Genomic DNA, 22,311 nt, shown 5'->3' on the forward strand with positions numbered 1-22,311 from the left:
CCCCCTTATATTCCGAATTCCTTTCGCGCTACTGGACATAGCTAGAAAGCGATCGCCCCGCGACAGAAGGTCCGGGGCGTTTCCTGTTTTGTAGACAAAATAATGATCCTGCCGCGCCTTGTCTGACTACAACCGACGCTGCAGCATGACATGAAGAGTGCAGAGTAAGTTGTTGAAAATAAAAGCCCTCACCCCGGTTTGGGGTGAGGGCTTGTCGTTTCATATCTGTGATCCCCGTTGTCGGGTATCACCAGAAACAAGATCAGCCAGCCTGACGCTCAGAGGTGCGGGCACGCAGCTGCGACACTTCTTCAGCCACCAGGAAGGCCAGTTCTAGGGACTGGCTGGCGTTCAGGCGTGGATCGCAGGCAGTATGGTAGCGATCGCTCAGATCCTCATCGGTCACGGCACGCACGCCGCCGGTGCATTCGGTGACATCCTGACCGGTCATCTCAAAATGCACACCGCCCGGGATCGTTCCCTCTGCGGTGTGGATCGCAAAGAAGTCACGGACCTCACGCAGCACGCTTTCAAACGGGCGGGTCTTGTAGCCAGAGGAGGATTTGATGGTGTTGCCATGCATCGGGTCGCAGACCCAAGTTACCTTGGCGCCCTCCTCCTGAACCGCCTTGATCAAGCGCGGCAGATGTTCACCGGCCTTGCCTGCACCGAACCGCGCGATCAGGGTCAGACGCCCCTCTTCGTTTTCGGGGTTCAGCTTGGCCATCAGCACCTTCAGATCTTCGGCGGTGGTGGTCGGGCCACATTTCAGGCCAATCGGGTTCTGGACGCCGCTGCAGAATTCAACATGGGCGCCGTCAGGCTGACGGGTGCGGTCGCCAATCCACAGCATGTGGCCGGAACCGGCCAGCCATTTGCCAGATGTGGAATCCAGACGGGTCAGCGCCTCTTCATACTCCAGCAGCAGACCTTCGTGGCTGGTGTAGAATTCCACCGACTGCAAGGTGTGGGCGGTGTCGTTGTTGATGCCTGCGGCCTTCATGAAGTCGAGCGTATCGGTGATCCGATTCGCCATCTCACGGTAGCTTTCGGCCTTCTCGCCCTCGGTGAAACCCAAGGTCCAGGCATGGACCTGATTCACATCGGCATAGCCGCCGGTCGAAAACGCCCGGATCAGGTTCACGGTTGCCGCAGCCTGGGTATAGGCCTGCAACATGCGCTGGGGATCGGGCACACGCGATGTTTCGGTGAAGGCCAGATCGTTGATGATATCCCCGCGGTAGCTGGGCAGTTCCACACCGTTCACGGTTTCCGTGGGGGCGCTGCGCGGCTTGGCGAACTGGCCCGCCATGCGGCCCACTTTGATTACCGGCACCTTGGCGCCATAGGTCAGCACCATCGCCATCTGCAGCATCACCTTGAAGGTATCGCGGATCGCGTCGGCGCTGAACTGATCGAAGCTTTCGGCGCAATCGCCGCCTTGCAGCAGGAACGCCTCACCCCGGCCCGCAGCGCCAAGGTGCTGTTTCAGGCGGCGTGCCTCACCCGCAAATACCAAGGGCGGATACTTGGACAGCTGAGCCTCAACAGCCGACAGCGCGTCGGCGTTGGTATATTCTGGCATTTGCACCCGCGGTTTTTGGCGCCAGGTCGATTTTTGCCACTCACTCATAGCTGTGTCTCCGCATAAGAGGTCTTAGGTTAACGAAGGACATCTATACGAAATCGCACCCGCGCTGACCAGTTTAGATTTGCAAAGTCTTGACGACACCGCGAAGCTGTGAACACGGTGCCCGAATTTCGCAAAATCCGGCTTTGCGAAAAACAGAGATTTTGAATAAGGACGCTGGCCATGCGGACGCAAAGCAAGCCCACAATAAGCCCGGCCACAGGCCCTCAAACCCGTCGCTATGCCTTTGTTTTGCTGGATAGTTTTTCCATGCTGTCGTTTGCCTCCGCGCTGGAATGCCTGCGGATCGCGAACCGGATGATGGGGCGTGAGGTCTACACCTGGACCTTGCTGGCTGAGGGCGGTCGCACGGTGAGTTGTTCGGCAGGAACATCCTTTCAGGTTGATGACGATCTGGTGGAACTGCAGCGCGATGACACAATTCTGTTGTGTTCCGGCATTTCGGTGCAGGAGGCCACCACGAAAAAGCTGCTGTCCTGGCTGCGCCGCGAGGCCCGCAAGGGGCTGAAGATCGGGGGGCTGTGTACCGCTTCTTATTCTCTGGCGCGCGCGGGATTGCTGGATGGCAAGCGAGCGACGATTCACTGGGAAAATGCCGATAGTTTCAATGAGGAATTCGACGAGGTTGAGCTCACGAAGTCGGTGTTTGTCATTGATGGCAACCGGATGTCCACGGCGGGCGGGACCTCCTCCATCGATCTGATGCTGAAGCTGATTGCCAGCGATCATGGGGAGGATATCGCCAATTCCGTCGCGGACCAGTTGATCTATTCGTCGATTCGCACCGATCAGGACACGCAGCGCCTGTCGATTCCCACGCGGATCGGTGTGCGGCATCCGAAACTCTCCATGGTGATCCAGATGATGGAGGCCAACATCGAGGAGCCGATCAGCCCATCAATCCTGGCGCAGAATGTGGGCATGTCGACCCGTCAGCTTGAACGGCTGTTCCGCCGCTATCTGAACCGCTCACCGAAGCGCTATTACATGGAGCTGCGGTTGCAAAAGGCACGCAACCTGCTGATGCAGACCGATATGAGTGTGATCAATGTGGCACTTGCCTGCGGATTTGCCTCACCGTCGCATTTCTCAAAATGCTATCGTGCCCACTATGATACCACGCCATACCGTGAGCGCGGCAGCAAGTCGGCACCGCCTGCAATGTGATCATCCTACCTGTCTAGCGAGGCGCCGCCTATCAGCGTGACAGCCGGTAGATCGCGCCATCGGTTTCCGAGGCAAACCAAAGACTGCCGTCCGGGGCCTCGCGCAGGTCGCGGATGCGGCCGGTCTGATCGCCTTTGATCTGCTCGACCTCTTTCAGCGGGGCGCCTGACAGGCGCGCGATGTAGTCGAATTTGAGCGAACCAACGAAGATATCGCCGCGCCACTCCGGCCACATCTTGCCGGAGTAGACCAGCAGATTGGAGGGCGCGATCGACGGATCCCAGTAATACTCGGGCTGTTTCAGACCCGGTTTCTCCGTGCCTTCGCCGATTTTCAGCCCGGAATAATGGCGCCCGTATGAAATGATCGGCCAGCCGTAGTTGGCTCCCTTTTCGATTCGGTTGACCTCATCTCCGCCCCGGGCACCATGTTCGACCGACCAGAGGCTGCCATCGGCGGCAAAGCTCAACCCCTGCGGATTGCGGTGCCCATAGGACCAGATCTCGGGTTGAGCGCCCCGGCGTTTGATCAGGGGATTGCTGCGTGGCATGGAGCCTTCGGGTGTCAGCCGCAGAATACTGCCCTGATGTGATGCCAAAACCTGCGCCGATTGACGGTCACCGCGATCCCCAAGCGTGACATAGATATGGCCATCAGGCCCCTCCGCCAGTCGCGATCCAAAATGCCGACCACTGCTGACGGCGGGCGCCGCGACAAAGATATCCCGCAGCCCCTGCAATTGCGTGTTGCGTCGGGCCAGTTGGCCGGTGGCCACCGCAGTGGCGGCACCGCGTCCAACCCGTTTTGCATAGGTGAGGTAGATCTGCCGGGTTTGGGCGAAGGTCTTCGGGACCATCACGTCCAGCAAACCACCCTGCCCTTGATCGGCCACCTTCGGTGTTCCCTTGATCTGTGTCAGGCGGCCGTCGCTGAGGAGGCGGAGATTGCCGGCCCGTTCTGTGATCAGCAGCGAACCGTCGGGGAGAAAATCAAAGCCCCAGGGGATATCCAGCCCCTGCGCCATCTTCTCGATGCGTAGCGCGCCTTGGCTGCTGCTAAGCGCCTCCGCTGATGCCCCAGTCGCCAGCGCTAGCAGCACGGCCGCGCCAGACGTGATCCTGACAAGCCACGATGTGATGCCGCCCCTGCGGCTGGATGATCTGCGCCTAGAAAACGGGATGCGGAGACGCCCCAGCGCTGCCGCTGAAGACCGACCCGGATATATATGTGAATGACAGATTTGGATTCTTCGAATAGCGGGCCTTCTCATCTGCTGTCGCCTCTCGTTCAAACCACCCGGTGGGCGCCCTTGCTGCTCTGACAAGGGGCGCCTTATCAAAGACTAGCACGGTTTTGCATTCGACCCAATTTCAGGCGGTCCGAGCGTGGAAAACGACGCTGACGCAGGCACTTGCGACGTCAATGAAACTGGGCTGATCGCTGCTCTGACAGGGCTGCGCAGCCGCAGTTCCGCCTATGTGGCTGTGAACATTCTATTGTCAGCGGACCCACCAAAAAACCTGCTGATTGTTGGCGCTAGAGGCCTTTCCTTTTTTCGCGTGCTTGCCTAGGGTCCGATTTGAACAAATAAGTTCCAACAAATGGGAGTTTCAAAAATGAAAAAACTGATGATGGCCACAGCGGCCGCTGCCCTGACTGCTGGCACCGCATTTGCAGGTGGTCACGCCAAGGAAGTGAAACTGGGTGTGCTTCTCGGCTTTACCGGCCCGATTGAATCGCTGGCCCCTGCCATGGGTGCGGGTGCGGAACTGGCGATGGAAGAGGTCACCAAATCCGGCAAACTGCTGGACTCCGCCACGGTCACGCCTGTGCGCGCGGACACCGGCTGCATCGACAATGGCCTGTCCACCGCGAACGGCGAAAAACTGGTCGCTGACGGTGTGAACGGCATCATTGGCGGTGACTGCTCCGGTGTGACCGGCGCGATCCTGCAGAACGTTGCCATTCCGAACGGCATGGTGATGATCTCGCCCTCCGCTACCTCGCCGGGCCTGTCCTCGATGGAAGACAATGACCTGTTCTTCCGCACATCGCCGTCTGACGCCCGCGAAGGCCAGGTCATGGCAGAAGTGCTGAAAGAGCGTGGCATCAACTCCATCGCGCTGACCTACACCAACAACGACTACGGCAAGGGTCTGGCCGACGCGATCAAATCCTCCTTCGAAGAGGTGGGCGGCGAAGTCACCATCGTGACCGCGCATGAGGATGGCAAAGGCGACTACTCCGCAGAAGTTGCGGCGCTGGCTTCCGCTGGTGGCGATATTCTGGTTGTGGCCGGCTATCTGGACCAGGGCGGTCTGGGCATCATCCAAGCCTCGCTTGACTCCGGTGCATATGACACCTTCGGTCTGCCCGGCGGTATGATCGGTGACTCCCTGCCAAAGAACATCGGTTCGGATCTTGACGGCTCCTTCGGCCAGATCGCAGGCTCCGATAGCGAAGGCGCTGCCATCTATGCTGAGCTGGCCAAAGCCGCCGGTTTTGACGGCACCTCCGCCTATTCGCCGGAAAGCTATGATGCGGCAGCGCTGTTCATGCTGGCGATGCAGGCCGCGAACTCCAAGGATCCGGCCGATTATGGCTCCAAGATCCTCGAAGTGGCGAACGCACCGGGTGAGAAAATCAACCCTGGTGAGTTGGGCAAAGCGCTTGAGATTCTCGCGAATGGCGGCGACATCGACTATGAAGGTGCCACTGGCGTGGAGCTGATCGGCCCCGGTGAGAGCGCAGGCTCCTACCGTGAAATCGAAGTCAAGGACGGCGCCAACGCCACCGTGAAATTCCGCTGATCCCTTAACACCGGATCAAACCAAGATGATCAGCCCGGGTTCTGCCCGGGCTGTTCCAAATTCAAAAGCCGTCAAAAAGACGGTGGGGGATGAAATGACATGATCGTCGTCGAGGACTTGCACAAGCACTTCGGCGGGTTCCACGCGGTTGATGGCGCATCGCTAGAAATCGCTAAGGGCTCCATAACCGGTTTGATCGGGCCAAACGGCGCCGGAAAAACCACTCTTTTCAATGTAATCGCTGGCGTCCTTCCGCCCACCTCCGGGCGGGTAACGATGGATGGTGAGGATATCACCGGACTGCCGCCGCATGAGCTGTTCCACAAGGGATTGCTGCGCACCTTCCAGATCGCGCATGAATTTGCGTCGATGACTTGCCGCGAAAACCTGATGATGGTTCCGGGCACCCAATCGGGTGAAAGCCTGTGGAACACCTGGTTCGGCCGCAAACGCATCGCTGATGAGGAACGCGCGTTGCGGGCCAAGGCCGATGAGGTGCTGGAGTTTCTGACCATCAGCCATATTGCAGATCTGAAGGCCGGACAGGTTTCCGGCGGCCAGAAGAAGCTGCTGGAGCTGGGCCGTACCATGATGGTCGATGCCAAGATCGTCTTTCTGGATGAGGTCGGCGCCGGTGTGAACCGCACGCTGCTGTATACGATTGCCGACGCCATCAAGCGCCTCAACGAGGAGCGCGGATATACCTTTGTTGTGATCGAACACGACATGGAGTTCATCGGTCGCCTCTGCGATCCGGTGATCTGCATGGCTGAGGGCAAGAAGCTGGCACAAGGCACATTGGAAGAGATCAAGGCCAATGAGCAGGTGATCGAAGCCTACCTCGGCACCGGGCTGAAAAACAAAGATAAACTGGAGGCGGGCGCATGAGCGACAACCCCTACCAGAACGATCATGGCAATCGTGACGCCTCGATCACCAACCCGCATGGCGCCGGGACGATGCAACCGGCGCATAGCAAAAGCGGGCCAACAACGAAGGTCGATGGCGGACCGTTCCTGATTGGTGACACCATGACCGGCGGTTACGGCAAGGGTCCGGACATTCTGCACGACTGCACGATTGCGGTCGACAAGGGCGAGATCGCGGTGATCGTCGGTCCCAACGGTGCCGGCAAATCAACCGCAATGAAAGCTGTCTTTGGCATGCTGGATGTGCGGTCTGGTGCTGTGCGACTTGACGGTGAGGATATAACGCAGCTTACCCCGCAGGACCGGGTGATCAAGGGCATGGGATTTGTCCCCCAGACCAGCAATATCTTCACCTCGATGACGGTGGAAGAGAACCTGGAAATGGGCGCGTTTATCCGCACGGATGATTTCTCCGACACGATGGAGCAGGTCTATGAGCTGTTTCCGATCCTGCGTGAGAAACGCAACCAGCCGGCTGGTGAGCTGTCCGGCGGGCAGCGCCAACAGGTGGCCGTGGGCCGCGCGCTGATGACCAAGCCGAAGGTACTGATGCTGGATGAGCCAACCGCAGGTGTGTCACCCATCGTCATGGATGAGTTGTTTGACCGCATTATCGAGGTTGCCCGTACCGGGCTGCCGATCCTGATGGTTGAACAAAACGCCAAACAAGCGCTTGAGATCGCGGACAAAGGCTATGTGCTGGTGCAGGGGCGCAATGCCTATACCGGCACCGGTCAAGAGCTGCTCGCCGATCCCGAAGTACGCAAATCCTTCTTGGGGGGCTAAGAGATGGACTTCCTCAACGCCCTTGTGGCGCTTACCAATTTTGTCGGGGTTCCGGCAATCGCCTATGGCAGTCAGCTTGCGCTTGGTGCGCTCGGCGTGACACTGATCTATTCGGTGCTGCGGTTTTCGAACTTCGCTCATGGTGACACCATGGCCTTTGGCACTATGATCACCATTCTGGTGACCTGGTGGTTCCAGTCGATGGGCATCAGCTTTGGTCCCCTGCCGACCGCGCTGCTTGCGCTGCCTATAGGTATCGCGGGTTGTATGCTCTTGATGCTGATCACCGATCGCACCGTCTATCGGTTCTATCGCGCGCAAAAGGCCAAGCCGGTGATTTTTGTCATGGTCTCGCTTGGCGTGATGTTCATGATGAACGGCCTGGTGCGATTCATCATCGGGCCGGGGGATCAGCGGTTTTCCGATGGCGAGCGGTTCATTATCTCTGCGCGTGACTTCAAGGCGCTGACTGGACTGCGCGAAGGTCTGGCAATCAAGACGACCCAAGGCATCACCGTGATCACTGCGGTTGTGGTTGTGGCGCTGTTGTTCTGGTTCCTGAACAAAACCCGCACCGGTAAATCCATGCGCGCCTATTCCGATAATGAGGATCTGGCGCTGCTCTCGGGCATCAACCCGGAGCGTGTGGTGATGTACACGTGGTTGATCGTTGCGACCCTCGCGACCATTGCCGGTGTGCTCTATGGTTTGGACAAATCCTTCAAACCTTTCACCTATTTCCAGCTGCTGCTGCCGATCTTTGCCGCCGCCATCGTTGGCGGTCTGGGCAGCCCTGTTGGTGCCATCGCGGGTGGATTCATCATCGCCTTTTCCGAGGTGACGATCACCTACGCCTGGAAGAAGGTGCTGACCTATGTTGTGCCGGAAACGATGAAGCCGGATGGCCTCGTCCAGCTTCTGAGCACGGATTACAAATTCGCCGTGTCCTTTGCGATCCTTGTGGTCGTGCTTCTGTTCAAGCCCACGGGCCTTTTTAAAGGAAAAGTGGTATGAGCGAGACAGTCAAAACATCCCTGCTGTTTCTGTTTGTTGGTGTGCTGATCCTGCTCGAAGGCAGCACCAATTTCCTCTTCTTCTCCGGGTCCTGGAACTCGGCTCTGGTGATCCTCAATATGGGGCTGGTGTCGGCCATCATGGCGATTGGCGTCAACCTTCAGTGGGGCTTTGCGGGCCTGTTCAACGTTGGCATCATGGGGTTTGTAGCGCTTGGCGGTCTGGCAGTTGTGCTGGTGTCCACCGCGCCAACACCGGGCGCCTGGAGCCAGGGCGGCGTTGGGATCATCATGGCGCTGGCCATGGGAGCGATGACGCTGGTTGCGGCGGTTGCAACCATGCGGATGGTGCCTGCGGGCAAACTGCGTATTGCGGTGCTGCTGGCGGTGCTGATCCTGGGCTTCGTGATCTACCGGGCGATCTTTGATCCGGCGGTGGCGGGCGTTGAGGCGATCAACCCTGCGCTTGAAGGTAATCTTGGCGGCCTTGGCCTGCCGGTGCTGCTGGCCTGGCCCGCAGGTGGCCTGCTGGCCGCCGGTGTTGCCTGGTTGATCGGCAAGACGGCGCTGGGTCTGCGCTCGGATTATCTGGCGATCGCGACACTGGGGATTGCAGAGATCATCATCTCGGTTCTGAAGAACGAGGACTGGCTGTCGCGCGGCGTGAAGAACGTTGTCGGCCTGCCCCGGCCCCTGCCCTATGAGGTCGATCTGCAGAACGATGCCGCGTTTGTCGCCAAGGCTGCGGACTATGGTCTGGATCCGGTTCTGGCCTCCACGCTCTATGTGAAGCTGGGCTATTCGCTGTTGTTCACTGTTGTGTTGCTGGCGCTGCTATGGATGGCGCAGATGGCACTGAAGAGCCCCTGGGGCCGGATGATGCGCGCCATTCGCGACAATGAGGTGGCCGCCGAGGCGATGGGCAAGGATGTGACCCGCCGCCATCTGCAGATCTTCATTCTTGGCTCTGCGATTTGCGGTATTGCCGGGGCGATGATGACAACGCTGGACAGCCAGCTGACACCGGGCACCTATAATCCCTTGCGCTTCACCTTCTTGATCTGGGTGATGGTGATTGTCGGCGGGTCCGGCAACAACTTTGGCGCAGTGCTGGGTGGCCTGCTGATCTGGTTCCTCTGGATCAAGGTGGAGCCGATGGGCATCCTGCTGATTGAAACCGTGACGGCAGGCATGTCCGACACCAATGCGCTGAAGCTGCATCTATTGGAAAGTGCGTCGCATATGCGTTTGCTGACCATGGGTCTGATCCTGTTGCTGGTCTTGCGGTTCAGCCCCCGTGGTCTGATCCCGGAACGGTAAAGTCGAAGGTGCGTAGCGGGTTCAATTACGGACCCTGGAAAAAAAACGCCGCCCGTGGATATCTCGGGCGGCGTTTTCTTTTGTTCTGGTGGCGCTCAGCGTCCCTTGAACAACCCACCAAGGATGCCACGCACAAGGCGCCGCCCAGTGGTGCCTTTCAGCTCCTTGATTACCGCTTCGGACATGGCTGAGGCAAAGCTGTCGCGCGGTTTCATCCGCCGCGACGACGACCGGCTGACGCGACTTCCAGAGTAGCGCCGCCCAGCGTTATACTCACGCGCCATCGGCTCCGGTGCGGCTTCGGCTGCCACCTCTGCGGCCTCAGCCTCGGCTGCGGCCTTGGCTGCGCGTTCGGCGAGGATTTCATAGGCGGAGCGCCGGTCGCTGGTCTGGTCGTACTTCCCAGCCATATCCGAGGTCTGCAGGAACGCCGCCCGCTCCGCTGCAGTGATCGGCCCCAGCTGAGAACTGGGCGGACGGATCAGCGTCCGCTCGACCACACCGGGAATGCCCTTTTTCTGCAGCATGGAGGTGACCGCCTCGCCGACACCAACCTCGCGAATGGCCTCCTCAGTCGAAAACCGGGGGTTCTCGCGATAGGTTTCCGCCGCCATTCGCAGGTTCCTGCGATCGCGCGCGGTGAAGGCACGCAAGGCGTGCTGGATGCGGTTGCCAAGCTGGCCAAGAATGTCTTCCGGCACATCAGCCGGGTTTTGCGTGATGAAATAGATCCCGACCCCTTTTGAGCGGATCAGACGGGCCACCTGCTCCACCTTGTCGATCAGCGCCTTGGGGGCGTCATCAAACAACAGATGCGCCTCATCAAAGAAGAAGACCAACTTCGGTTTGTCAGGATCCCCAACCTCCGGCAGCTCTTCGAACAGTTCACTGAGGAGCCACAGCAGAAATGTTGCATATAGTCCCGGTGCGGCCATCAGCTTGTCTGCGGCGAGGATATTGACCATGCCGCGCCCCTCCGCCGTGCAGCGCATCAGATCAGCAAGATCTAGCGCAGGTTCGCCAAAGAGCTGCGCACCGCCCTGGTTTTCCAGCACCAGCAACCGACGCTGGATCGCCCCGATGGAGGCGGTGGAGACATTGCCGTAGCGAAGCGAGAGATCAGCGCGGTTTTCCCCGACCCAGACCAGCAGCGCCTGCAGATCCTTCAGATCCAGCAGCGCAAGCCCTTCCTCATCGGCCAGACGGAAGGCAATGTTCAGAATGCCTTCCTGTGCCTCGCTCAGCTCCAGCAATCGCGCCAGAAGCAGCGGCCCCATCTCCGCTACGGTGGTGCGCACCGGATGTCCCTGTTGGCCGTAGAGATCCCAGAAGGTGACCGGACAGGCATGGTAGTTATAGTCACTAAATCCGATTTTCTTGGCCCGGCTGGTAAAGGCGTCGTGCAGTTTGTGCGTAGCGCTACCGGATTTCGCAAGGCCGGAGAGGTCCCCTTTTACATCCGACAGGATAACCGGAACTCCGGCATTGGAAAAACTCTCTGCGAGGATCTGCAGGGTGACGGTTTTGCCGGTGCCGGTGGCCCCTGCAATTAGCCCGTGACGATTGGCGTATTTGAGCGTCAGCGCCTGTGGATCCGCATAGTTTTCACCCCCACCCCCGATAAATAACTTGTCCTGCATGATCTGCCCCCGGCTGTTGTCATCCCGCACGCTGCGGTTTCTGTGAAATGAAAATACAAAATTAACCTTTGAATGCGAGAGTGATAATTGCCCGTCGACCATCATGCGGTTGGTTCGGCGGACATTTCCTCCCTGTCAGACTGGGCCGTGCTTCGGGCACGGCCTTTTTTTGTGCCGTGTTTCCGGGCCATCCGGGAGATTGCGCCTGCACGTCAGGCGTGTTTCGTGCCCATTGCGCGCGCGTCATGCGAAGGCGTCAATTAATCCCTCAACTGCGACATTTTTTTCTCTTTGCATGTTGACCGATGGCCGACCCTTTCGTAACGTCCTCCCAATAACTAAGTCGGCCAGTCCGACGGGGAGAAAAAATACGAAAAAGGGGGCATTTTTGCTCCCTTTTTTGTTTTAATCCAGCCGCTTCCATCTCTGACGTATAATCCGATCAATTCCCCGCCAGTGCTGAGGCGTCAGATGGTTATGGGACTGACACCGGGTTTCGGGCATGCTACATCGGGCCGATAACACAGGATAGATGAGGCAATCATGATCAAGTCCCTGACCCCGATGACCCTGGCCGCGCTGATGGCGCTGCCGCTGCCCGTGATGGCGCAGGACACCGCTGGGGCGGCCGAGACCGAAGAGAGCCAGCCCGCCGCAGAGGCCACGACGGAGGCCCCCAAGGCCGATGACGTCTTGGATCTAGGCCAGCCCGTACAGGACGGCCCGCAACTGGGCCAGCGCTATTCCAAAGAAACCCACGGTGATTGGGATCTGGCCTGCGTCAAGACCGAAGAAGACAACGACCCCTGCTCACTGCTGCAGATCATGACCGATGCATCGGGGAACCCGATGGCGGAGTTTTCGATGTTCCGGATCAATCAGGAAGGCAGCCAGGCCGTCGCCGGCGCCACGGTCATCGTTCCGCTGGAAACGCTGCTGCCAGCGGCGCTGACTATCTCCATCGATGGCGCACCGGGCAAACGGTATAACTACTCGTTCTGCAACCCGATGGGCTGTGTGGCGCAGATTGGCCTTACCGAGACCGATATCGCAGCCTTCAAGAAAGGCAAGAAAGCCACATTGAGCCTGCGCCCGGCACCTGCCCCTGATCAGGTGATCAATATGGATTTGTCGCTAAGCGGCTTTACCGCCGGCTATAACGTTGTGGATGTGGTGAAACAGTAAACCGTCCGGCACAGACGCCCGAAACAGAAAACCGCCGCATCCGGGCTAGGATCGCGGCGGTTTTTTTATGTTATGCTGGTGGATATGGCGCTGGCCGTTCAGATCTTTCGCAGGGCCAGCACCGCGTTCAACCCGCCAAAGGCAAAGGCATTGCTGAGGGCGACAGTCACATCAGCCTGCCGTGCCTCATTCGGCACCACATCAAGCGCGCATTCGGGATCGGGTTCCTCATAGCCGATGGTGGGCGCCACAATACCGTCGCGCAGCGCCATGATGCAGGCCAGCAGTTCTACCGCGCCTGTGCCGCCGATCAGATGGCCGTGCATGGATTTGGTGGAAGAGATCATCAGATTGTCAGCATGCGGACCAAAGACATCGGCCACGGCCGCGCACTCTGTCTTGTCGTTGGCGGCAGTTCCGGTGCCATGGGCGTTGACATAGCCGACATCTTCGGGGTTCAGCCTCGCATCCTGCAAGGCGCCTGCAATGGCCCGCGCCGCGCCTTGTTTGCTGGGCATCACGATATCGGCGGCATCTGATGACATGGCAAAGCCGATGACCTCACAGATGATATCGGCGCCGCGGGAACGGGCGTGTTCGTAGTCTTCGAAAACAAAGACACCGGCCCCTTCGCCCTGCACCATCCCATTGCGATTGGCGCTGAAGGGGCGGCAGGCATCGCGTGACATCACCCGAAGCCCCTCCCAGGCCTTCACCCCGCCAAAGCACAGCATCGATTCAGATCCGCCTGTAATCATCACCGGCGCCATACCGGAGCGAACCATTTGAAACGCCTGTGCCATCGCATGATTGGAGGAGGCGCAGGCGGTGGAGACCGTGAAACTGGGCCCCTTCAGATTGTGTTCCATGGACACATGGCTGGCTGCGGCGTTGTTCATCAACTTTGGAACGACGAAGGGATGGACACGGTTCTTCCCAGCCTCATAGACAGACCGATAGTTATCGTCCCAGGTCGAGACACCACCGCCTGCCGTGCCCAGTACCACGCCGGATTTCTGCGACAGCTCGCCGTGAAATTCCAGCCCCGATTGGTCTATCGCCTCTTTGGCGGCCGTCAATGTGAATTGGGTAAACCGGTCATAAAGGCTCATCTGTTGGCGGTTAAAGCGACCCTCCGCCTCAAACCCCCGCACCTGACCCCCAATGCGGATGGACAGGCGATCAACATCCTGAAACTCAAGTTCGCCAATGCCGCAGCGCCCTTCGGCCATGGAGGCCATGGTCTCGGACACGGTGTGGCCAAGCGCGTTGATCGTGCCCATCCCGGTGATGACAACCCGGTTCATCCGTCGTCTCCAACCCGATCCCGCATGGTCATTTTTCTGAAATCAGCGTGTCGATACCCGCGATGATCGCCGCCACGTTGGAGATGTCGAAATCGCTTTTCTCCGGTTCATTGGCATTGAAGGGAATGGTGATATCAAACTCTTCCTCAATGGCGAAGATGCTCTCAACGAGACCGAGGCTGTCGATCCCCAGATCCTCCAGTGTGCTGTCGAGTGTCACATCCGACGGCTCCAGCACGGCCTGTTCGGCAATGATGGCGATGACCTTGTCCTGCGTGCTCATAGGGGACCCCTGATCAATGGTATTTTGCGTCATGTAGTGGCTGCGCCGTTATTTGAAAACCGCCTTCTTCAGCGCTTCAATGTCGCGCATCAGACGGCCCAGGCGCCGCTGCCCCTTATACATTTCGGTATGTGTCTCCATTTTGACAGCCGGATATCCCATCACCACGCGGCCTGCCGGAACATTGGACAGGATCTTGGTGCCGCCGCCTGCGATCACGCCATCACCGATGAAGAGATTGTCCGCAACGCCGGTCTGCCCGCCCAGAACCACGTTACTGCCGATATCAACCGAACCGGAAATCCCGGTCTGTCCGCAGAGCAGGCAATCGCGGCCCACACGGGTGTTGTGGCCGACATGCACAAGGTTATCCAGCTTGCTGCCGCTGCCGATCACCGTGTTGCGGATGGTGCCGTTGTCGATGGTACAGTTGCTGCCAAGTTCGACATCATCGCCTATGTCCACGGCCCCGAGCGAATGGATGCGCAGCCAGCTTTGCGCTTTGCTTTCGCCCTGATCGCCCATTGTTTTGCGGGCAGTTTCCACGCCTGACACCTCAGGGGTGACATAGGAAAACCCATCACCACCAACCCGCGCGCCGGGTTGGGCACGAAACCGGTCGCCGATTGTGGCGCGCGCGCCAATGCTGACGGATTCGCGCAACTGGGCTTTCTGGCCCAGGGTCACATCCGCTCCGATGTGGCATTGCGGGCCGATCACCGAGCCTGCGCCGATACGCGCGCCTGCGGCGATCACCGCCAGCGGGCCAACACAGACGCCCTCGCCCAGTTCGGCGGTAGGGTCGACAACGGCACTGGGGTGAATGCCCGTGCCAAATCCCTGTCCGGGATCCAGCAGCCGGGTGATGCCGCCCATGGCCAAGCGGGGGCGTGGCGCAAAGATGGCCGCCTGTAGGCCCATGGCCTGCCAGTCGGCGCCTTCCCAGACCAGCGCCACACGGGCGCTGCCCTCGTCCAGGCTCTCGGCGTATTTGGGGGCCATCGCCATCGCCAGATCATCCGGCCCGGCGTCCTGAGGTTCAGCGGCCCGCAGCACCGTCAGATCCAGATCCCCCTCAGCCTCTGCCTGAAGCGAGGCGGCGATTTCGCGGACTGTAAACATGTCGGGCCCTTCCGGTCTGTTGCCTTTAGGCCCGAGGATTACCCTTGTACGCCCGGCAACACCACCCCTGCTCGTTCCAGCGCGGCCCATACCTTGGCGTCACGGCCATAGATATCGCGACGGTACTCTGGCTGCCCCTTCGGCGTTACAAAGGCGGTGCGATAGATAATGTGTACCGGCACCTTCTGATCCAGAACGACCTTGGTCTCTTTTCCGCTGTTCAGGATGCGGTGAAAGAAGTCCTTGGGGTTTTCAGTCTGGCGCGCAAGCAGAGCATACGCAAATTCAAAGGGTTGCGCGAGGCGGATACAGCCATGCGAGAAGGCGCGGACTTCCCGTTGGAACAGGCTCTTCTGCGGCGTGTCATGCAGGTAGATATTGTATTTGTTCGGAAACATGAACTTGACCAGGCCAAGCGCGTTCTTACGGCTGGGCGGCTGGCGCATCGCAAACGGGAACGTCCGTGCGGTATATTTGGAAAAATCAGCGGTGGCGCGATTCACCTTGCGACCGCGGCTGTCGGTGATTTCAATGTGGCCGACCGCATTGGGGTTGTTGCGCAGCTTGGGCAGATATTCCTTCGTCACGATTGAGCGTGGAACATACCAGCTGGGGTTGATGACCATATGCTCCATCTCGTCGGAGAACTCCGGCGAGCGTCGGTCTGCATTGTCTTTGCCAATAACTGAGCGCGTCACAAAGGTCACTTCGCCGTTGTCGATAATCTTGGCGGTGAAATCGGTCTGGTTTACCAGAACATGGCGGGTGCCGCGATCCGGTGTCAGCCAGCGTTCACGCTCCATTGCGACAAGAACCGACTTCAGCCGTGCCGAGACCGGTTTGTTGATTTCTGCCAGAGTGCCACCACCGGCGACGCCGTCAGCGGTCAGGCCGTGATCCGATTGGAAGGCCTGAACCGCGCGTTCCAGCGCACCGTCATAGCTGCGCGCGGCACTGCGCGGAAGGTAGCCCATGGCGATAAGGCGGTTGCGCAGCGCGATGACGGCTGGGCCGCTGTCTCCGCTCTCCAGTTTTTTGGCAGCGACCTGTGGCCCCCAACCACCTGCCTGCTGCAGCGCCTCCAGGCGCATCTTCTCACGCAGCAAGGCCTGATATTGGGCGCTTTGTGGGGCGAGGCTGCGCAGATAGGCTACCGGCGCCTGGTCACGGATGCCAGCTAGATAGGCGGCAAAGTCGGGCCGATGCTTCTTGCGGACAATGCCATCATCAATCTGGCGCGGCTGCAGGAGGCCGGTTTGCAAATCACTGGCATAACCAACCAAGGCGCGGCTCATAGCAACTTCCGCCCGACCCAGATCACGCGTGGTCTGGACCGACTTCAGGACATCCATCAATGCGTTGATTTCCGAAGTCCGATCCGGAAGCCCGTGCATCGGCGCCTCTCCCAAGGCACGGAACAATGCGGCGCGACGGGAACGGGCGGCATCATCACGCCCGGTCCAGATCGCGGTGTACCCCGTCTCACGGTAGAACTGTGCCACCGGATCGCTGGCCGAGGCCGCCTCGGCAACCGCTTGCTTAAACGCGGTCACCTGTGCGGTCGCACCATCCGGTGCACCGAGTGCAAAGCCGCCAAGCGCAAGCGCAAACAGCCCCGCCTTCAGCGTCGGGCCAACAGTCGAAATGGCACGGGTCACAATGACAGGCGACATATGGGTACGGTCCTCAAATGATTTGCTTTTCACAGTCTGTGGTTGCCTACATGAAATCCTGGTAAACGCCAGCCCTCGCTGTCCATTCACATTTTGATCAGCGCAAACAGGCAACAGGCACCTGCGTCTTATGGGCCGCAATAAGACGCATACGGCCCGTGGCGGCCACGACACATTGAGGGGAAATTAACCATTTATTTCCCTTTTGCGCAAAAAATTGCCGAAATTCACAGTTCATGTCGAGCTGCAACATTCAAAACTTGGCGCGCGATTCTGTATGTGCAATACAGTTCTCGCGTGGAAACAGGACCACACGGTGTCCGTAACATCGGGCACAGGCAGAGACTTCAGGCGTACGGGACAGCGCAGTGACAACAGCTACTACTGAAAAATCGGGTTTCTCCCGTCGTGCCCTATTGGGTGCGTTTGCGGCAACAACATTGGTCGCCGCTCCAACCTTCTCCAATGCAGCCGGCTTCTTGCGCGGCGCGGGCGACATCCGGCGGATCCGAATGTTCTCAGGCCGCACGGGTGAGCGGATCGATATGGTGTATTGGATTGACGGAAAATACATCAAGGACGCAGTGAAGGAAGTGAACCACTTCATGCGCGATTGGCGAAACGATCAGGTCAAGGAGATCGATCTGCGCACCATTGATATCATGGCTGCATCGCATAACCTCCTTGATGTGAACGAACCCTATATGATGCTGTCGGGGTATCGCAGCCCGAAAACCAACGCCATGTTGCGCAGCCGGTCGCGTGGGGTAGCGAAAAATTCCCTTCACATGCGCGGTCAGGCGGCAGATTTGCGCCTGTCCTCTCGCTCGGTGACGCAAATGGCCAACGCGGCAAAAGCATGCCGTGCGGGTGGTGTCGGTAAATACCGCGGGTCGAACTTTGTACATATGGACTGTGGTGTCGTTCGCAGCTGGAACGGCTGATACCGCGACCATTTCTGACCGCCTGTCCCGAGGCTCTGCAAACCCATGTTGTGACGCAACATGGGTTTTTTGCTGCGCGAGAACGCGATGCCCGAAAGGCGATTTTTCTGCGAAATTCACGGCGTGTCATGCGGGGTCCAAAGCAACTGCATATAGATGACAAACGCCTGAATTGAATTATGGTTCCGGTGTTTTTTGCCATTGCAGACCCACCCTGTGACGGCTATACGACGCATATAGGCACCTGTAGCTCAGCTGGATAGAGCGCTGCCCTCCGAAGGCAGAGGCCAGAGGTTCGAATCCTCTCAGGTGCGCCAGATCTCCCAAGTCAGAACTGATTGCTGAGCATGTGCGCTGTTCGCGTGCAGCTGAACGGCGAGGGCTTGCCGGTCTGAGCGGCGGAAGTGGACGCTGCTCCGCTCACGCACTATTATTGGTTAATCCCGACAAATCCGGGGCGGGAGAGAGCGGCCTGCGTCCATGATGGAATGGTTTTACCCGTGGGTCGCTCGTTTTTGCTCTGACCGATCTGGTCGCTTTGACTACGCGGTTTGCGTCTGTGCCTGCTGTTGGCCACGCGAAACGCGGTGCGGGCGTTCACGAAAAAAGGTCAGACCGAAGCCTGACCTTTCTTATTCTTGTCGCTGATCCCGGATCAGGCGCGGCGGCGGCGACCACCGGCGCGGCCTCCCCGGCCCCGGCCCTCTTCGCCTTCTTTTGCAGGCTCTTTGTTCGCCTTGATCCACTCCCCACCATGCGGGTCGTTGTTGGTCAGCAGGTTTGCGGCGCGGATGGCCTCCATTTCCTTGCCGGCGCGCGGCTTAGTGGAGCCCAGACCGAACATCTGAACAAAAGCTTCATCTTCCATGCCATCGGGGAGGATGATGCCCGCGGCCTCAACTTCAGCTTTCTTCTCTGCGATCTTTTTCTGAGTGATCGGCAGAGCAACCGGGTTCATGATTGCGGACGTCATGCCCGCGCCCATGGCCATCGGCAGGAAGGCGTTGTTGATGCCGTGACGGTTTGGCAGACCGAAGGAGACGTTGGAGGCACCACAGGTGGTGTTGACGCCCAGCTCTTCGCGCAGACGACGGACCAGAGCAAAGACCTGCTGGCCGGCAGTCGCCATCGCGCCAATCGGCATCACAAGTGGATCCACCACGATATCATGCGCCGGAATGCCGAAATCTGCGGCACGCTCGACAATCTTCTTTGCGACAGCGAAACGCACATCGGGATCTTCGGAAATTCCTGTGTCATCGTTGGAAATCGCCACGACAGGCACGTTGTATTTCTTAACCAACGGCAGAACATGCTCGAGACGCTCTTCCTCGCCGGTGACGGAGTTCAGCAGCGGGCGGCCTTCGGCGGCTTGCAGGCCGGCCTCAAGCGCGCCGGGCACCGAGGAGTCGATGCAGAGCGGCGTATCGGTGAGGCCCTGCACCAGCTCGACGATCTTGGTCATCAGCGGTGGTTCGGTTTCATTCGGGTTCGGGTTTGAGTTGTAGACAACGCCCGCATTGATATCGAGGATATTGGCTCCCGCCATCACCTGCGCGAGCGCGTCTTTCTCAACCGTGGAGAAATCACCCGCTTCCAGCTCGGCCGCCAGTTTCTTGCGGCCGGTGGGGTTGATCCGCTCACCGATCACGCAGAACGGCTCATCAAATCCCAGGATTGCGGTTTTTGTCTTAGATTCTACGACAGTACGGGTCATTGTTTATCCTTGGGAATTGACTGGCTGCGCGGCTGCGCCGCCGTTGTTTATGGCCCAGGTGGCGTTGGTCTTGATGCCACCCAGCGGGAAGAAATGCACATTGGTGATGTTGAAATCGGGGTTGGCAGCCTTGTGGGCGGCCAGCTCGGCGATCACATCGGTCGGCTCATAGGGCAGCAGCAGTTTGGAGACATCCATCGCGCGCTTCTGCAAAACCTTCAACGAGGGGCCAACACCACAAGCGATGGCGAATTTGATCAGTGTCTGCAGCTTGGCCGGACCGGCGATACCGATGTGGATCGGCAGGTCAACGCCGGCGGCTTTGATGCTGTCTGCCCATTCAATAATTGGCTTTGCCTCGAAAGCGAACTGCGTGGCCAGCGCCATTTTTGCGTCGGTCCGCTCAGAGAATTTCTGTTTCCACAGAAGCGCATCAGAGACGTTCTTCATGCTGCCGTCGGGGTCGATATCCTTGTTGCCCTCGGGGTGGCCCGCCACGTGCAGATTGCTGAAACCGGCCTTGTCAAAAAGCCCGGTTTCCAAAAGCTGCATGGAGCTGTCGAAGGCCCCATGCGGCTTGGCCACGCCGCCGGCCAGCAGCAGCGCCTGTTTGACGTCAGCCTCGCCCTGATAGCGTGCGATCCAATCGGCCAGTGTGGCCTCATCCTGGATGATGCGGGCGGGGAAATGCGGCATCACCGGGAAACCCTCGGCGTTGATGCGCTTGGCGGTCTCCACCATCTCCTCGATCGGGGTGCCTTCGATATGGGCGATGTAGACGCGGGTGCCTGCGGGCAGCAGATCGCGGAAATTCTCGACTTTGGCGGCGGTGCGCGGCATCACCTCTATCGAGTAGTTTTCCAGAAAGGCCTCGACCTCGGGGCTGCTGGGCTGGACTGCGCCTGCATCGCGTTTCTTGAAGTTCAACAAAGCCATCGTGGCCTCCCATAAAGATGTCAGGCTTATGCCCATCCGTCGTTGGCGATCAGTGTCTTCAGACGGTCCTGATCATAATCCGCTTCCAGACGCTTGGCCTCGGCCTCTGCGATGTCTGCAGGCTCACCCTCCACCGCATAGGGTGCTGCCTTGCGCCACTCTGCGAGATAGGCATCGGCGTCCTTTGCATTCACCTTCATGGCGGCGCGGTCGATGGCTTGTTCAAACCGCTCTTCCAGTTGGCGTTTTGCCCCGCGGCGGCCTTTGCCGACGATGATCTGAGCGGGGATGTCGCGCCAGTATACGATGGTGACGTCGGGCATTGCCTTGGCTTCCTTTGCGTCTGTGTAAATGCGTTTCTAGTGTGGCATCGCCGGGCGCGTTCGTCGGATTTCGACCTGACATTGGTTCTGAGCGACCTTTTTCCGGGTCGCTTCTGGATAACAACGCGGCCCGGCGCTGGCTACTGCGTGGCTCCCTCATAATATTCAACAGCTTTATGAATTTGACCGGCAAAGCGTTCAAAACCGTTCAAAAAACGTCAATTCGCGCGACTGCAAATCGTCATTGGGGCGCTCGGCCCATCTTGCACGCAGCGATGTGCCCACATATGCTTGGATCAACACGATTATCGGAGGGCGTGAATCATGGCGCCCAGGCGTTCCAAAGGTGCGGGCGCATTTCCCCGAGCGGTAGAGAGCCCTGCACCGGCCCGCCCAGATCCTGATGCGCTCTATGCGGCGCTCGATCTGGGAACAAATAGCTGCCGGATGCTGATTGCCCAACCCAAGGGCAGCGGCTTTCATGTGGTGGACAGCTTCTCAAAGTCGGTGCAACTGGGCGCCGGTTTGGAGCGGACCGGGCGTCTATCGCGCGCGTCCATGGCGCGCACCATTCAGGCGCTTCGGATTTGTCAGCAGAAACTGAAGCGCAACCGCGTCAAACGGATGCGGCTGGTAGCGACCGAGGCCTGTCGCCGTGCCAAGAATGCGCGTGAGTTCATTCGCCAGGTGCGCCGCGAGACCGGCCTGACGCTGGAGATTATCCAACCAGAGGAAGAAGCGCGTCTGGCGGTGATTTCCTGTGCGCCATTGGTGTCCACCAAGACGGATCAGTTGCTGGTGGTCGATATCGGTGGTGGCTCTACCGAATTGGTCTGGATTGACATTTCTTCGATCCCGCGACGTGATCGCCCTTCGGCGATCATGCGGCTTCATGCAGGGTTTCACCCGGCAGAGAGCCCCTTCCCCGCCGCGAAGGTGGTGGACTGGATCTCCGTCCCTCTGGGGGTGGCGACGCTGCGCGATCAGTTCCACGATGTCGAAGACGACGCCGCACGGTTTGCGCTGATGAGCTGGTTTTTTGAGGAAAACCTTGCGGATTTTGCCCCCTATAAGGATGAGCAGACCCGGCAGGGGTTTCAGATCGTCGGAACCTCCGGCACGGTGACAACCGTTGCCGCCTCCCATCTGGGGCTGAAGCGGTACGACCGGACCAAGGTGGATGGGCTGCGGATGACCAGCGATCAGATTGACAAGGTGATCCGCTCTTATCTAGAACTCGGCCCTCAAGGGCGCCGCAGTGACCCGCGCATTGGCGAGGACCGTCAGGCGCTGATCATGTCCGGTGCGGCAATTCTGCAGGCCTTGTTGCGGTGCTGGCCGACAGATCGCCTGTCGGTGGCGGACCGGGGCCTGCGCGAAGGTCTGCTTTATGCACAGATGAGCGCCGATGGCGTGTTGGAAGACGGGCCGTTCTAAGGGCCCATAGAAATAATGCGTTCGACAACAGGTCCAGATGGGACCTCGGGCGACAAGGAACAGCGGAT

Annotated in this window: 19 protein-coding genes and 1 tRNA gene; 10 read left to right on the forward strand and 10 right to left on the reverse strand. The window is 59.1% G+C overall.

The annotated features are described in order from the left end of the window. Window positions 1–262: 262 nt before the first annotated feature. Window positions 263–1,633, reverse strand: a complete 1,371-nt coding sequence (locus tag OO25_RS03660) for a class II 3-deoxy-7-phosphoheptulonate synthase (protein ID WP_040169138.1) — start codon at window positions 1,631–1,633, stop codon at window positions 263–265. A 180-nt stretch (window positions 1,634–1,813) separates the two neighbouring features. Here OO25_RS03660 and OO25_RS03665 point away from each other — a divergent pair, with 180 nt between their 5' ends. Continuing rightward, entirely contained in the window at window positions 1,814–2,818 is a 1,005-nt protein-coding gene (locus OO25_RS03665) for a GlxA family transcriptional regulator (protein WP_040178521.1), read from the forward strand. Between the two features lie 31 nt (window positions 2,819–2,849). On the opposite strand, the gene OO25_RS03670 is transcribed toward OO25_RS03665, so the two are convergent. Continuing rightward, window positions 2,850–3,917: a PQQ-dependent sugar dehydrogenase gene (locus OO25_RS03670; protein WP_369808847.1), complete on the reverse strand. Its 1,068-nt coding sequence runs from the start codon at window positions 3,915–3,917 to the stop codon at window positions 2,850–2,852. A gap of 517 nt (window positions 3,918–4,434) precedes the next feature. On the opposite strand from OO25_RS03670, the gene OO25_RS03680 reads away from it, so the two are divergent. The 5 genes from OO25_RS03680 to OO25_RS03700 all read left to right on the forward strand — a co-directional run bounded on the left by OO25_RS03680 (window position 4,435) and on the right by OO25_RS03700 (window position 9,676). Beyond that, window positions 4,435–5,628: an ABC transporter substrate-binding protein gene (locus OO25_RS03680; RefSeq protein WP_040169144.1), complete on the forward strand. Its 1,194-nt coding sequence runs from the start codon at window positions 4,435–4,437 to the stop codon at window positions 5,626–5,628. 99 nt (window positions 5,629–5,727) lie between these two features. Further along, entirely contained in the window at window positions 5,728–6,516 is a 789-nt protein-coding gene (locus OO25_RS03685) for an ABC transporter ATP-binding protein (RefSeq protein ID WP_040178523.1), read from the forward strand. After that, window positions 6,513–7,343 (forward strand): ABC transporter ATP-binding protein, encoded by an 831-nt coding sequence (locus tag OO25_RS03690; RefSeq protein WP_082035283.1) that lies wholly within the window; start codon window positions 6,513–6,515, stop codon window positions 7,341–7,343. Before OO25_RS03685 ends, OO25_RS03690 begins: the two co-directional genes overlap by 4 nt. A 3-nt stretch (window positions 7,344–7,346) precedes the next feature. Then, window positions 7,347–8,357, forward strand: coding sequence for a branched-chain amino acid ABC transporter permease (locus tag OO25_RS03695; protein ID WP_040169148.1), 1,011 nt, complete (start codon window positions 7,347–7,349; stop codon window positions 8,355–8,357). Next, complete coding sequence (locus OO25_RS03700) at window positions 8,354–9,676, forward strand: branched-chain amino acid ABC transporter permease (protein WP_040169149.1); 1,323 nt, start codon at window positions 8,354–8,356, stop codon at window positions 9,674–9,676. The genes OO25_RS03695 and OO25_RS03700 overlap by 4 nt, the downstream gene beginning before the upstream one ends. 95 nt (window positions 9,677–9,771) lie before the next feature. Here OO25_RS03700 and OO25_RS03705 read toward each other — a convergent pair whose 3' ends face one another. Then, window positions 9,772–11,316: a helicase HerA-like domain-containing protein gene (locus tag OO25_RS03705; RefSeq protein WP_040178737.1), complete on the reverse strand. Its 1,545-nt coding sequence runs from the start codon at window positions 11,314–11,316 to the stop codon at window positions 9,772–9,774. Between the two features lie 543 nt (window positions 11,317–11,859). On the opposite strand from OO25_RS03705, the gene OO25_RS03710 reads away from it, so the two are divergent. Next, entirely contained in the window at window positions 11,860–12,501 is a 642-nt protein-coding gene (locus OO25_RS03710; protein ID WP_040169150.1) for an invasion associated locus B family protein, read from the forward strand. Between the two features lie 98 nt (window positions 12,502–12,599). On the opposite strand, the gene OO25_RS03715 is transcribed toward OO25_RS03710, so the two are convergent. The 4 genes from OO25_RS03715 to OO25_RS03730 are packed head-to-tail and all read right to left on the reverse strand — an operon-like array spanning window position 12,600 to window position 16,886. Further along, window positions 12,600–13,808: a beta-ketoacyl synthase gene (locus tag OO25_RS03715; RefSeq protein ID WP_040178524.1), complete on the reverse strand. Its 1,209-nt coding sequence runs from the start codon at window positions 13,806–13,808 to the stop codon at window positions 12,600–12,602. A gap of 28 nt (window positions 13,809–13,836) precedes the next feature. Further along, entirely contained in the window at window positions 13,837–14,091 is a 255-nt protein-coding gene (locus OO25_RS03720) for an acyl carrier protein (RefSeq protein ID WP_024097235.1), read from the reverse strand. Between the two features lie 48 nt (window positions 14,092–14,139). Continuing rightward, window positions 14,140–15,213: a UDP-3-O-(3-hydroxymyristoyl)glucosamine N-acyltransferase gene (lpxD, locus tag OO25_RS03725; protein WP_040178525.1), complete on the reverse strand. Its 1,074-nt coding sequence runs from the start codon at window positions 15,211–15,213 to the stop codon at window positions 14,140–14,142. Between the two features lie 38 nt (window positions 15,214–15,251). Further along, complete coding sequence (locus tag OO25_RS03730) at window positions 15,252–16,886, reverse strand: murein L,D-transpeptidase (RefSeq protein WP_139044750.1); 1,635 nt, start codon at window positions 16,884–16,886, stop codon at window positions 15,252–15,254. Window positions 16,887–17,254: 368 nt separating this feature from the next. On the opposite strand from OO25_RS03730, the gene OO25_RS03735 reads away from it, so the two are divergent. Further along, complete coding sequence (locus tag OO25_RS03735) at window positions 17,255–17,830, forward strand: DUF882 domain-containing protein (RefSeq protein ID WP_040169153.1); 576 nt, start codon at window positions 17,255–17,257, stop codon at window positions 17,828–17,830. A 240-nt stretch (window positions 17,831–18,070) separates the two neighbouring features. Further along, a tRNA-Arg gene (locus OO25_RS03740) sits at window positions 18,071–18,147 on the forward strand. 338 nt (window positions 18,148–18,485) lie between these two features. Here OO25_RS03740 and OO25_RS03745 read toward each other — a convergent pair. From OO25_RS03745 to OO25_RS03755, 3 genes are read right to left on the reverse strand one after another with little or no spacing between them, the layout of a single operon-like run. Then, the gene (locus OO25_RS03745) at window positions 18,486–19,547 is read right to left on the reverse strand and encodes a methyltetrahydrofolate cobalamin methyltransferase (protein ID WP_040169156.1); all 1,062 of its coding nucleotides are present in this window, start codon (window positions 19,545–19,547) and stop codon (window positions 18,486–18,488) included. Window positions 19,548–19,550: 3 nt separating this feature from the next. After that, window positions 19,551–20,483, reverse strand: a complete 933-nt coding sequence (locus OO25_RS03750; RefSeq protein WP_040169158.1) for a methylenetetrahydrofolate reductase — start codon at window positions 20,481–20,483, stop codon at window positions 19,551–19,553. A 26-nt stretch (window positions 20,484–20,509) separates the two neighbouring features. Then, window positions 20,510–20,806 carry a virulence factor gene (locus OO25_RS03755; protein WP_014874711.1) on the reverse strand — a complete coding sequence of 99 codons (297 nt, stop codon included), beginning with the start codon at window positions 20,804–20,806 and terminating at the stop codon, window positions 20,510–20,512. A 324-nt stretch (window positions 20,807–21,130) separates the two neighbouring features. Between OO25_RS03755 and OO25_RS03760 the strand changes: the two genes are divergently transcribed. Continuing rightward, entirely contained in the window at window positions 21,131–22,243 is a 1,113-nt protein-coding gene (locus OO25_RS03760) for a Ppx/GppA phosphatase family protein (protein ID WP_014874712.1), read from the forward strand. Window positions 22,244–22,311: the final 68 nt, after the last annotated feature.

The sequence above is a fragment of the Phaeobacter sp. S60 genome (genome assembly GCF_000826845.1).
Classification (GTDB): Bacteria; Pseudomonadota; Alphaproteobacteria; order Rhodobacterales; family Rhodobacteraceae; genus Phaeobacter; species Phaeobacter piscinae.

Coding starts and splice junctions, on each gene's coding strand:
- OO25_RS03715 (WP_040178524.1), bottom strand. CDS start 13,808: ATGAACCGGGTTGTCATCACCGGGATGGGCACGATCAACGCGCTTGGC.
- OO25_RS03705 (WP_040178737.1), bottom strand. CDS start 11,316: ATGCAGGACAAGTTATTTATCGGGGGTGGGGGTGAAAACTATGCGGAT.
- OO25_RS03660 (WP_040169138.1), bottom strand. CDS start 1,633: ATGAGTGAGTGGCAAAAATCGACCTGGCGCCAAAAACCGCGGGTGCAA.
- OO25_RS03745 (WP_040169156.1), bottom strand. CDS start 19,547: ATGACCCGTACTGTCGTAGAATCTAAGACAAAAACCGCAATCCTGGGA.
- OO25_RS03720 (WP_024097235.1), bottom strand. CDS start 14,091: ATGAGCACGCAGGACAAGGTCATCGCCATCATTGCCGAACAGGCCGTG.
- OO25_RS03710 (WP_040169150.1), top strand. CDS start 11,860: ATGATCAAGTCCCTGACCCCGATGACCCTGGCCGCGCTGATGGCGCTG.
- OO25_RS03750 (WP_040169158.1), bottom strand. CDS start 20,483: ATGGCTTTGTTGAACTTCAAGAAACGCGATGCAGGCGCAGTCCAGCCC.
- OO25_RS03760 (WP_014874712.1), top strand. CDS start 21,131: ATGGCGCCCAGGCGTTCCAAAGGTGCGGGCGCATTTCCCCGAGCGGTA.
- OO25_RS03665 (WP_040178521.1), top strand. CDS start 1,814: ATGCGGACGCAAAGCAAGCCCACAATAAGCCCGGCCACAGGCCCTCAA.
- OO25_RS03700 (WP_040169149.1), top strand. CDS start 8,354: ATGAGCGAGACAGTCAAAACATCCCTGCTGTTTCTGTTTGTTGGTGTG.
- OO25_RS03685 (WP_040178523.1), top strand. CDS start 5,728: ATGATCGTCGTCGAGGACTTGCACAAGCACTTCGGCGGGTTCCACGCG.
- OO25_RS03730 (WP_139044750.1), bottom strand. CDS start 16,886: ATGTCGCCTGTCATTGTGACCCGTGCCATTTCGACTGTTGGCCCGACG.
- OO25_RS03755 (WP_014874711.1), bottom strand. CDS start 20,806: ATGCCCGACGTCACCATCGTATACTGGCGCGACATCCCCGCTCAGATC.
- OO25_RS03680 (WP_040169144.1), top strand. CDS start 4,435: ATGAAAAAACTGATGATGGCCACAGCGGCCGCTGCCCTGACTGCTGGC.
- lpxD (WP_040178525.1), bottom strand. CDS start 15,213: ATGTTTACAGTCCGCGAAATCGCCGCCTCGCTTCAGGCAGAGGCTGAG.
- OO25_RS03695 (WP_040169148.1), top strand. CDS start 7,347: ATGGACTTCCTCAACGCCCTTGTGGCGCTTACCAATTTTGTCGGGGTT.
- OO25_RS03690 (WP_082035283.1), top strand. CDS start 6,513: ATGAGCGACAACCCCTACCAGAACGATCATGGCAATCGTGACGCCTCG.